The following is a 10,183-nucleotide window of genomic DNA, read 5'->3' as shown; positions in this document are numbered from 1 at the left end:
ATGATGGCGGCGACCACCGAGGCGATGACGAGCGGCACGAAGGCGCTCATGGCGAAGTGGCCCAGAATGACTTCGTGTGCGAACAGGACACCGGCGATGGGGGCGTTGAACGAAGAGGAAATGGCGGCGGCCACGCCACAGGCCAGGGCGATGCGGCGCGCGGCGGCGGGCAGGCGGAAGATGCGGAAACCGAGTTTGGATGCCGCGGCTGCGTAATAGACGATGGGCCCCTCGCGGCCCCCGCTGCCGCCAGAGCCGAGCGTGATGGCAGTGACGAGCGTTGCGACCGTTGCGCCGCGGAAGGTGAGGGCCGAGGATTCGCGCACGCGGGCCTCGATGACATCGGCGACGCCGCCGGCGCGGCCCAGTGGGCGCCAGAAATAGAGGATGATGCCGACGACGACGCCGCCACCGAGAGGGCCGACCAATGGCCACCACCAGGGAAGCGCAGAGAGGGTGGTGAGGACCTGTTCGGAGGTGGTGCCCAGCCAGACCCATTGGATAAAACCGATGGCGAGGCGGAAGGCGATGCCCAGCGTTCCGCCGATCACGCCGAGCAGGATGGCGAGCAGCCAGAGGCGGGGCTGTTGCAGGGCGAAAAAGCTCGCCAGATGCGGGCGGACCCAGCGCTGGGTGACGAAATAGATCTGCTTGGCCGTTTTCACCGGCGTCGTCATGGAGCTTCCTGGTTTGGCATCAAGCGGACCCGCTTAAGGTGCTGCGTTTGCATCTGCAAGGCAACTTGCCGCATACAGGTTGTGAAATCTTGAACTTAGGCGGGATAAGCCGGGTGACGGGGCGGGGCGATATGCCTAAGGTCCAATACCGCTTGGTTGAATCGGAATGGGAAATTGGGCCGCTGTCTTGGCGTGAGATCGAACCGGAAAAGTCTGCAACTGTTCGCTTCGCGGCCCTTTGGGTCCCGATCTCAAATTAATCTTCCATCGACTTTGTAAAAGGACGCCAACGGCTTGGCAAATCGCATCTACATCGCCATCGGTTTGATCGCGATCCTTTTGATGGGGGGCGCCTTTATCGTTCCGTGGTTCATCGACTGGAACGCCTATAAGCCGCGCATGGAGCAGATGGCGGCCGAGGCGCTGGGGGTCGAGGTCGAGATTGCCGGCGATATGGATTTTACCCTGCTGCCGCAGCCGCGCATGCATTTCGAGAATGCACGGCTTGGGCCGGCGGAGGCGCCGGTGGGGTCGGCGCGGCTGATCGAAGCCGATCTGTCATTGATGGATTTCCTGCGCGACCGGTTCACCGTCACCCAATTGCGGCTGATCGAGCCCGAACTCAATCTGGTGATCGATGAAGAGGGGCAATTGCAGACGCCGATCACGCTGGCGCAATCGGCGACGGTCACCAATGTGTCGATCGCCAATGCGCAGCTGACTGATGGCGTGGTGCGGCTGACCGATCTGCGCAGCGGCGAGAGCTGGCGGGCTGACGGTTTCAATGGCGATATGGCGCTGACGGGCGTTCGCGGGCCGTTCGCTATCGAGGGGCAGGCCGTCCATGAGGGCACGGCCTATGGCGTGCGGGCTTCGACATCGGCGATGAATGCGGCCGGGCAGATGCAGGTCAGTGCCTTTGTGCGGCCGACCAGCGGGGCGTTTTCGGTGACCGCCGAGGGCTTGTTGGATACGGGAGGAGCGCCGAGCCTTGAAGGGACACTGACCTATCGGCAGGCCCCGCCAGCCGATCAGGGTGAAGCGGTGGTCGGGGGGATGACACTGGAAAGCCCGCTCATTGCCGATGCCGAGCGGATCGCGCTTTCCGAGTTCGTGCTGCTGCCCGACGAGAACCAGACGGCAACCCGGCTGACCGGGGAGGCGACGCTGAGCCTTGGGGCGGAGCCGGCGTTTGACGCTACGGTATCGGGCGGCGTGGTCGCGCTCCAGCCACGGGCGGTGACGGACGAGGGCACCCAGCCGTTCGAAATCGTCCGGCTGTTGCGCGGCATGCCCGAGCCTTTGATGCCGCCGCTGCCGGGACGGATCGCCATGGCGATCAACGAGCTTTCGGTGCGCGGCGTTGCGGTGCGCGACGTGCGGCTGGACGCCACGAGCGATGGCGAGAGCTGGACGGTCGAGGAATTTTCGGGGCGGCTGTCGGGAGACACGACGCTGAAACTGACCGGGCAATTGGGCCGGGCGGCGGGCTGGCCGGCCTTCGAGGGCACGCTGTCGATGGCCTCGCCGCGGCTCGATGCACTCTCGCTGCTCTGGAAGCGGGCCGGGGAGGGCAATCCGTTGTTCGGTATGGGCGGTTCGCTCAACGGGCGGGTGCAATTGGTCAACGACCGGCTGCGGTTTATCGACGGGTTGCTGGTGCTTGACGAGACGGTTCACACGGTATCGGGCGATATGCGGTTCGGGGATGCGCCTTCGCTCGAGGTCACCGCAGGGCTGTCGGCGCTTAACGCGCGCCAGAGCACGGCGTTGCTGGCGCTGCTGCCGCCGATCGATCCGGCAGGCGCGTTTGGCCTGAGCTTCCCGCAGGGGCGGCTCGACCTCGATGTGGAGGCGGCGCGGGTCGAGGGGCTGGGGCTCGAAGATCTTTCGCTGCGTTCGGCCTGGAGCGCGGAGGGGCTCGAGTTCGAAAGCCTTGCTGTCGGGTCGTATGGCGGGGTCGGGTTCGAGGGCACGGGCCGGCTGTCCGGCACGCTGGCGGCGCCGGTCGTCGCGGGCGAAGGCCGTCTCGAGATTGCATCGAATGCTCCCGCGGTCGGGCTGTTGACGGGCGAGGACAATCCGTTGCGCCAGGCTGTGTCGGGCAGCCTTCCCGCGCAAATGTCGGTGGTTCTCGAAGCGCCCGGACGCGATGGCGTGCAGATTTTGACGCTCGATGGCCGGGCCGGGGTGAGTGAGGTTTCCGGGCGGCTGGACATGACCGGAGGCATAGGTGGGTTGGGGCGCGAAAATCTGGTGGTTTCGCTTGAGGCGGCGGCAGGAAGCGGCACGCAATTGCTCGACCAGCTGGGGCTGGCGTCGCTGATTGCCGGAGAGGATGGCGCGATTGCCAGCGCCCGGCTGGAGGGCAACCCACAGGGCAACATGGATGCCGATTTCTCGCTCGAGGGCGGCGGAGAGCGGATCGATTTTTCCGGCACGCTGCAACTGGCCGATCCAGGCTCGATCCGGGGCGAGGGGGAGACCTCTTTCCTGTTTGCGGACGGGGTTGCTCTGGCCGAGATGGCGGGCGCGCAGGGCGTGTGGTTTCCCGGGCTCGAAGGGCAGGCCGATATCGGTTTTGTGGGCACTGAGAGCGTGACGCTGTCCGACATTTCGGCCAGTGCCGCAGAGCGGGCGATCAGCGGAACGCTGTCTTATGCGGCGCAGCGGGAAACAGCGGTTGTGACAGGGTCGCTGGGGTTCGATGGGATCGACGTCGAAACGGTGGCCGCCATGCTGGCCGGGCCGGCTGGCGTGATCAATTTTTCACCCGGCCTGTGGCCCGACGGCCCGGTCGATCTGGGGGCAAACCAGAGGACGACGCGGGGGCGGATCACCATTACGGCGCCGGTGCTGATGGCGGGCGAAGAACGGCTGATCGAAGCTTTGGCGTTCGATTATGCGTGGGGCGAAGAGGATGTGGGGCTGCGCGGCCTGTTTGGCGAATTCGGGGGTGGCACGATCCAGCTCGACGCAACGGCATGTTGTGCCTCGGCGCTGGCCGACAAGAGCCTGAGCGGGCGGTTGACGCTCAATGGCGTTGCGATCGATGCGGCGCTGCCCGATACGCCGGCTGACGTGCTGGGCGGCACCTTGACCCTTGGAATGCAGTTTCAGGGGAGCGGCGACAGCTATCGGGCCTTTGCCGGATCGCTGAACGGGGAGGGCAGTTTTTCGGTCGAGGACCTGCGGATCGAGGGCTTGTCGCCGGACGCGTTTCAGGCGGCGGCCAATGTGGACAATCTCATCGAGATCGAACCCGAGGCACTGGAAATTCTGGTTGCGACGGCGCTGCAATCGGGGCCGTTCGAAAGCCAGGACGCGGGCGGGCTGGTGCGGCTGATCGGCGGGGTGGCGCGGATCGCCAACATTGCCATCGACGGTGGTGACGCCAGGCTGGTGGGCGGGGGCAGCCTCGATGTGGAAACCGGAACGCTCGAAGCGGACTGGACACTGGCGCTGACGCGAGCGCTGGCCGGCAACGGGTTGATTACCGAAACCACGGGCCGGATCGGGCTGGGGATCGAGGGGACGCTGTTTGCGCCCGAGCGGAGCCTGGATCTGGGACCGATGGTCGATGCGATCCAGATGCGGGCCTATGAAATCGAGCTCGATGAGCTCGAGGCATTGCGGGCCGAGCAGGAGGCGCGCCAGCGCGCCGCGGCCGAAGAGCAGGCACGGCTGATGGAGGAAGAGGCGCGGCGGCAGACCGAATTGCTGTTGCAACAACAGCAGGAAGAGGCCGAACGGTTGCAGATCGAAGAGCAGCAGCGTCAGCTTCAGGAGCTTGAGGAGCAGCTGTCACAGCCCGAGCCTGCGCCATCATCACAGCCGGAGCCGGAGGCGGGGCCGGGCGCGGGAGAGGATATCAATTCGTCGTTTACGGTGCTGCCGCCGGGCGCGCTGGACCTGCAGGCGCTAACGCCCGGCCGCTGAACGGAACCAGGCCAGAACGAAAACGCGGATGGCCGAGGACAGATTTGAATCCTCGCGCGTTTCGTCGATCTCGGCGATCAGATTGGGCAGGGACATTTCACGCGCCTGCGCAATGGACTGCAGCGCCTCCCAGAAGGGGGGTTCGAGCGCGATGGAGGTGCGGTGGCCGGCAATGGTCAGCGAGCGCTTGCGCACCGTCGGTCATTTCTTGCGGAAGGAATCGAGGCTGACGACCTTTTCGCCACTTTCTTCTTCGATGGCGGGTTCGTCGGTTTCGGCCAGATCGGCGATGTCGTCGCTCTCCGGATCATCGGGGTCGGCCACAATGCGCGGACCGGCCTGTGTCTCGGCGACTTCGAACTGGAGACCGAACTGGACCGAGGGGTCGAAAAAGCCCTTGATGGCCGAAAAGGGAATGAGCAGGGTCTCGTTGACGCCGTCGAACGAAAGACCGACCTCAAAACCGGTTTCGGAGACTTTCAGGTCCCAATACTGGTTCTGGAGGACGATGGTCATTTCCTTGTCGTATTGAGAGATCAGTTTCTGACTCAGGCGCACGCCGGGGGCTTGCGTCACGAAGGAAATGAAGAAGTGGTGATCGCCGGGCAGGCCGGTGCGAGCAACTTCGCTCAGCACTTTCCGTACGACGCCGCGCAGGGCTTCCTGGGCCAAAATGTCGTAGCGGATGTGGTCTTGTGCCATTTACGGCAGCTCCCTAAGCGATTCTCATTGAGCCCATAACAGCCTGAATTTGCGCGGGGGTTCAAGAGAAATGCAGGCTTCTGTTGCCAGGTGCCTGCGGACCCCGCCTACACCCGGCTAGGAGCGTAGGACTTAAATTCCCAGTTCTCGCACCGCTTACGCGGCGAGAGCGACCGGAGCCTTATTGTTGTCATTAGCAACTATAAGTTTTAGTCCGATAACGGTGGTACCATGCCGAGCGAAAACACACCCTTTACGCCCTCGTCGATCCTGTTTCGCCCCCATAAGCCTCTGTAAGAAGAGGGTTTTTGGTGGAGGCGCCGGGTACTGCCCCCGGGTCCGATGGGTTTATTACGATGGCAATTTATCGCCATAGCCGTTGCCGGCACGCTCAATATAAGGACCATGGACCCCGATGAAAAGGGGGTGCGAACAAAGGGTGCAAAAACAATCGCGATGCGCGATCGGTGCGCCGGGGCCGCGCGAATCGCGATAAACATTGGCCCACAATGAAGCAGTATCTCGATCTTTTGCGCCATGTGATGGAAAACGGGGTGGACCGGGCCGACAGGACCGGGACGGGGACCCGTTCGGTTTTCGGCTATCAGATGCGGTTCGACCTCAATGAAGGCTTTCCGCTGCTGACGACGAAAAAGCTCCATATCCGTTCCATCGTCTATGAGCTTTTGTGGTTTTTGCGCGGGGACACCAATGTGCGCTGGCTGCAGGAGCGCGGGGTCAAGATCTGGGACGAGTGGGCCGACGAGAACGGGGATCTCGGCCCGGTCTATGGCAGCCAGTGGCGCAGCTGGCCGGCGCCGGACGGGCGCCATATCGACCAGATCGCCAATCTGGTCAACCAGATCAAGACCAGGCCCGATTCCCGGCGTCACATCGTTTCGGCCTGGAACCCGGCGGAAGTGGACGATATGGCGCTGCCGCCCTGTCATTGCCTGTTCCAGTTCTATGTCGCCGACGGCAAGCTTTCCTGCCAGCTCTATCAGCGCTCGGCGGATATCTTTCTGGGCGTGCCCTTCAACATCGCGTCCTATGCGCTTTTGACCCATATGATGGCCGAGGTGACCGGGCTGGGGGTGGGCGATTTCGTCCATACGCTGGGGGACGCTCATATCTACCACAACCATTTCGAGCAGACCCAGACGCAGCTTGAGCGTTCGCCCAAGCCGCTGCCGAGGCTGGAGATCGTTACCAGGCGCGGTTCCATTTTCGACTTTGCGTTCGAGGATTTCGAGATCGTCGGGTATGACCCCGATCCGCACATCAAGGCACAGGTGGCAGTATGAAGGCATGGGTGATCGGAGCAATGGCTTTTGGGCTGGCGCTCCCCGCCCATGGCAACGATACGATGGCCACTGTGGGGGTTGGCGGGCTGCAATTTGCGCAGAACGAGAACGTGCGCATGCTCAGCGAGGACCTCTATCTCTCGATGGACGCGGTTCGGGTTACCTATGAATTCGAGAATCTGACCGATACCGATCAGCATGTCCTCGTGGCGTTTCCGATGCCTGATATCGAGAGTTCGCCCTATGAAATGGCGGGTTTCCCGACCGACGATCCTGAAAATGTCTTTGGCTTTTCGACCACGTTTGACGGGCGGCCGGTGGAGGCCGAACTGCACCAATCGGTTTTCGCGCTTGGGGTAGATCGTACAAAGGCGTTGCAGAAGCTCGGCGTGCCGCTGGCGCCGCATCTGCTTTCGACCGAGGATGCTGTCAACGCGTTGTCCGAAGCGGACAAGCAAATGCTGGTGAGCATCGGGGCCCTGGGGCCTTATCCCTATGATGAAGCCGGACGCTATTCGCCGGACTGGACGCTGAAATCGGCCTATCTGTGGGAAGCGGTGTTTCCGGCGGGTGAGATCGTCGAGGTGAGCCACCGCTACACGCCCGGGCTGGGTGGAACGGTGGCGGCGACGTTCATCGACACCGAATATGGCCAGCGGGCCGAGTATGAGGAAAAATACTGTCTCGAAGATGATCTGGTGGCGGCGGTGGAACGCACGCTGACCAGCCCGGACGAGCCGTGGTCGGCGCCGTTCACCGAAAGCTGGCTTACCTACATTTTGTCGTCGGGCGCCAACTGGGCACATTCGATCGGCACGTTCCGGCTGACCGTCGACAAGGGCAGCGTGGACAATTTCGTCTCGTTCTGCGGCGAGGGCGTTACCAAGACCGGGCCGACGACCTTCGAGATGGTGCAGGAGGATTTCTACCCCTGGCAGGATATCGAGGTGCTGTTCGTGGTGCGGAGGGACGACTATTGAGACCGGACAAGGATGCGGCGCGGGCGCAACTCGCGGCTTTGACGCAGGCGGTGGGGAAGGTTTCGGACACTTATGCCACGCGATGTGATATCGATCGGGATCGCGACTGGGCGGCGCTGAAACTCTCCGAGGAAACTGGCGAGCTGGTGGCAGCGTTTCTGAAATCGACCGGCCGGGGGCGCCGCGAGGGCGAGTCGGAAGATGGGCTGCGCGAAGCGCTCGAGGATGAAGCCGCCGATGTCCTGGCGATGCTGCTGATCTTTGCCAAACAGAACGGCATCGACCTGACCACGGCGCTGGAGCGCAAGTGGTTTCGGTATCTGGCTTAGGTTGTGTAACTGGCTGATCGTGGTCCGCAAACGGCCATGTTCGCTGGCGCGGGTCCGCGGTTCGGCCCTCCCTTGGGATGCCGCCGCCTAAGATATCTCGATAATCTCGATTTCCTTGTCGCCCAGATTTGCGATGTCTCCTGCGGTTTTGCCCATGAGAGCGCGGGCGAGGGGGGAGACATAGGAGATCGATCCTAATTTGGGATCGGCCTCGTCCTCGCCCACTATGCGGTATTTCTGTATCCGACCGTCGTCGCGGCTGAAGGTTACCGTACTGCCGAATGCGACGGTATCGGTTTGAACCGGTGCCGGGATGAGCTGGGCGGTGCGCACGCGCTGGGTGAAATAGCGCAGGTCCCGCAAAGGGCTCGCCGCTTCGCGGCGGCGGTCGTTGACGTCTTCGATGGCACTGGCGGTGTTATAGGCCATGCGGGCAGCGTCGAGCTGATCGTGCAGGGCTTTAAGCCCCGCCTCGGTCACAAGGTTGGGTTCGGGCGAAATGGGGCGATCGGGCAACAGGGTTTCCGATGCCGTTTCCGCACTTTCTTCCTTGGTGAACGCAACGCTCAATCTGGCGCACTCCTTTGGGGTTACGCAATGAATAGACCACACAGATCATGTGGGGTCTGACGGCGGCGGTTAAAAGGCCGTCGCGGCCCATTCGCTCACGGGTCGGCGGCCCCGGAGCTTTCGATGTTTTCCAGCGTGCGGGCCGGGGAATCGGGCGCGGCCTGGGTGGGCTCGTTGGTCAGATCGCCGCCATCGGGCACCGCGACACCTTCGCTTGGCACCTCTGAGCTGCCGATTTCTGCGGGGTTGTCGGCGCGCTCGGGCTCGCTGGCTGCAAAGAACACCAGAAATCCCACATAGACAACGGCGAGGATGGCAAGGATGCCCAGAATGCCGATGGCGAGGTTGCGCACGGGCGCTCCGCGCACCGGGCCTCTTTGCGGATCGGTCATTGTGCTGTCCCTTCATGGCTTCGGGCGAGATACAGTCCAACGCCGCGAACGGGCGGAGGTTCCTGGCGGACGCGCATGTGAGCGTCAAGCCGGTGCTTGGATGTCGTGGTTGCCGCGCGAACTGGAATCGCGCCATGTGAAGGTCCCGGCGGCAGGTCAAGGCAGGACGATGAAACCCGATATCCGGATGGCGGTTGCCGACGATGCGGCTCTTGTGCTCGATTTCATCGTCAAGCTCGCCGAATATGAAAAGCTCGGCCATGAAGTCGAGGCGACTGTCGAGCAGATCGGCGCGCAATTGTTCGGCGAAAACCCCAGGGCCTTTTGCGAGATTGCCGAACTTGACGGCAAGCCCGTGGGGTTCGCGCTATGGTTTTATACCTTCTCGACCTTTCAGGGGCGGCATGGCATCTGGCTCGAGGATCTGTTTGTTGACCCCGAGGTGCGGGGGAAGGGGATCGGCAAGGCGCTGCTGGCGCATCTGGCCCGACGCTGCATCGACGAAGGGCTGGGACGGTTCGAATGGTGGGTGCTGGACTGGAACACGCCAGCGATAGAATTTTACAAGGCGCAAGGAGCTCTGATGCAGGACGAATGGACGGTGTGCCGGGTGAGCGGGGCGGACCTTGTCGCATTGGCGGGCAAATCATGAGCGTGGTGGTTGCGATGATCGCGGCGGTGGGGCGCAACGGAGCGATCGGGGCGGCGGGCGATCTGCCCTGGCGGCTGCCGACCGACTTTGCGTTCTACAAGCGCACGACGATGGGCAAGCCGCTGGTCGTGGGGCGCAAGACGTTTCAATCCATCGGCAAGCCCTTGCCGGGGCGGACAAATATCGTTGTGACGCGCAGCGCCGATTTTGCGCCCGAGGGTGTCGAGGTGTTCGGCGATTTGTCAGAGGCGATTGCGCGAGGGCGCGAGATTGCCGAGCGTGACGGGGTGGATGAGCTGTTCATCAATGGGGGCGGGGAGATCTATCGGGCCGCCATGCCGCTGGCGGATCGGCTTTACGTCACCCATGTCGACGCCGCGCCGGACGGCGATACGTTCTTTCCCCAGATCGATCCCGCGGTCTGGGTGGGCACGGTGCTGCCTGAAATCGTGCCGGGGGAAAAAGACAGCGCGCGCTTTGTGACCATGGTATACGAGCGACGCTGACAGAGATCGAACGCCGTGTGCGATCACGGCGCGGTCAAAATCGCGTTTACCATGGCCCAAGGTGGTTCGTGCCGCACCCGGTTTCCATTGATCGGGGAGCCATGGTTCCCTATATAAAACATCAATAAGCAA

At 63.0% G+C, this 10,183-nt stretch carries 11 protein-coding genes and 1 other RNA gene; 6 read left to right on the top strand and 6 right to left on the bottom strand.

Annotated features, from left to right (window positions below; translation table 11 throughout):
* A partial coding sequence (locus AACZ55_RS06995) for a chloride channel protein (protein ID WP_339644571.1) occupies window positions 1-677 on the bottom strand: 677 nt, incomplete at its 3' end.
* Window positions 678-971: 294 nt separating this feature from the next.
* On the opposite strand from AACZ55_RS06995, the gene AACZ55_RS06990 reads away from it, so the two are divergent.
* Window positions 972-4,616: an AsmA family protein gene (locus AACZ55_RS06990; RefSeq protein ID WP_339644569.1), complete on the top strand. Its 3,645-nt coding sequence runs from the start codon at window positions 972-974 to the stop codon at window positions 4,614-4,616.
* Here AACZ55_RS06990 and AACZ55_RS06985 read toward each other — a convergent pair.
* The 3 genes from AACZ55_RS06985 to ssrA all read right to left on the bottom strand — a co-directional run bounded on the left by AACZ55_RS06985 (window position 4,599) and on the right by ssrA (window position 5,744).
* On the bottom strand, window positions 4,599-4,811 hold the full coding sequence (locus tag AACZ55_RS06985) for a ribbon-helix-helix domain-containing protein (RefSeq protein ID WP_338609986.1): 213 nt from the start codon (window positions 4,809-4,811) through the stop codon (window positions 4,599-4,601). The two genes, AACZ55_RS06990 and AACZ55_RS06985, sit on opposite strands and share 18 nt — an antisense overlap.
* A 6-nt stretch (window positions 4,812-4,817) precedes the next feature.
* Window positions 4,818-5,318 (bottom strand): SspB family protein, encoded by a 501-nt coding sequence (locus AACZ55_RS06980; protein ID WP_338609987.1) that lies wholly within the window; start codon window positions 5,316-5,318, stop codon window positions 4,818-4,820.
* Window positions 5,319-5,387: 69 nt separating this feature from the next.
* Window positions 5,388-5,744, bottom strand: a transfer-messenger RNA (tmRNA) gene (gene ssrA / locus AACZ55_RS06975).
* Between the two features lie 83 nt (window positions 5,745-5,827).
* Here ssrA and AACZ55_RS06970 point away from each other — a divergent pair.
* The 3 genes from AACZ55_RS06970 to AACZ55_RS06960 are packed head-to-tail and all read left to right on the top strand — an operon-like array spanning window position 5,828 to window position 7,931.
* Window positions 5,828-6,622 (top strand): thymidylate synthase, encoded by a 795-nt coding sequence (locus tag AACZ55_RS06970; protein WP_338609988.1) that lies wholly within the window; start codon window positions 5,828-5,830, stop codon window positions 6,620-6,622.
* 20 nt (window positions 6,623-6,642) lie between these two features.
* Window positions 6,643-7,602 (top strand): DUF4424 domain-containing protein, encoded by a 960-nt coding sequence (locus tag AACZ55_RS06965; protein WP_339644566.1) that lies wholly within the window; start codon window positions 6,643-6,645, stop codon window positions 7,600-7,602.
* Window positions 7,599-7,931, top strand: a complete 333-nt coding sequence (locus AACZ55_RS06960) for a MazG nucleotide pyrophosphohydrolase domain-containing protein (RefSeq protein WP_339644565.1) — start codon at window positions 7,599-7,601, stop codon at window positions 7,929-7,931. The genes AACZ55_RS06965 and AACZ55_RS06960 overlap by 4 nt, the downstream gene beginning before the upstream one ends.
* A gap of 87 nt (window positions 7,932-8,018) precedes the next feature.
* On the opposite strand, the gene greA is transcribed toward AACZ55_RS06960, so the two are convergent.
* Window positions 8,019-8,501 carry a transcription elongation factor GreA gene (gene greA / locus AACZ55_RS06955; RefSeq protein ID WP_339644562.1) on the bottom strand — a complete coding sequence of 161 codons (483 nt, stop codon included), beginning with the start codon at window positions 8,499-8,501 and terminating at the stop codon, window positions 8,019-8,021.
* Between the two features lie 95 nt (window positions 8,502-8,596).
* Window positions 8,597-8,893 carry a hypothetical protein gene (locus AACZ55_RS06950; protein WP_338609995.1) on the bottom strand — a complete coding sequence of 99 codons (297 nt, stop codon included), beginning with the start codon at window positions 8,891-8,893 and terminating at the stop codon, window positions 8,597-8,599.
* Between the two features lie 169 nt (window positions 8,894-9,062).
* Between AACZ55_RS06950 and AACZ55_RS06945 the strand changes: the two genes are divergently transcribed.
* Complete coding sequence (locus AACZ55_RS06945) at window positions 9,063-9,545, top strand: GNAT family N-acetyltransferase (RefSeq protein ID WP_339644559.1); 483 nt, start codon at window positions 9,063-9,065, stop codon at window positions 9,543-9,545.
* Complete coding sequence (locus tag AACZ55_RS06940; RefSeq protein ID WP_339644555.1) at window positions 9,542-10,051, top strand: dihydrofolate reductase; 510 nt, start codon at window positions 9,542-9,544, stop codon at window positions 10,049-10,051. The genes AACZ55_RS06945 and AACZ55_RS06940 overlap by 4 nt, the downstream gene beginning before the upstream one ends.
* Window positions 10,052-10,183 lie beyond the last annotated feature (132 nt).

The organism is uncultured Pelagibacterium sp., from assembly GCF_963972885.1.
GTDB classification, from domain to species: domain Bacteria; phylum Pseudomonadota; class Alphaproteobacteria; order Rhizobiales; family Devosiaceae; genus Pelagibacterium; species Pelagibacterium nitratireducens.
The sequence above is the reverse complement of the archived record's forward strand: the minus strand, read 5'-3'. Positions and strand labels throughout refer to the sequence as shown.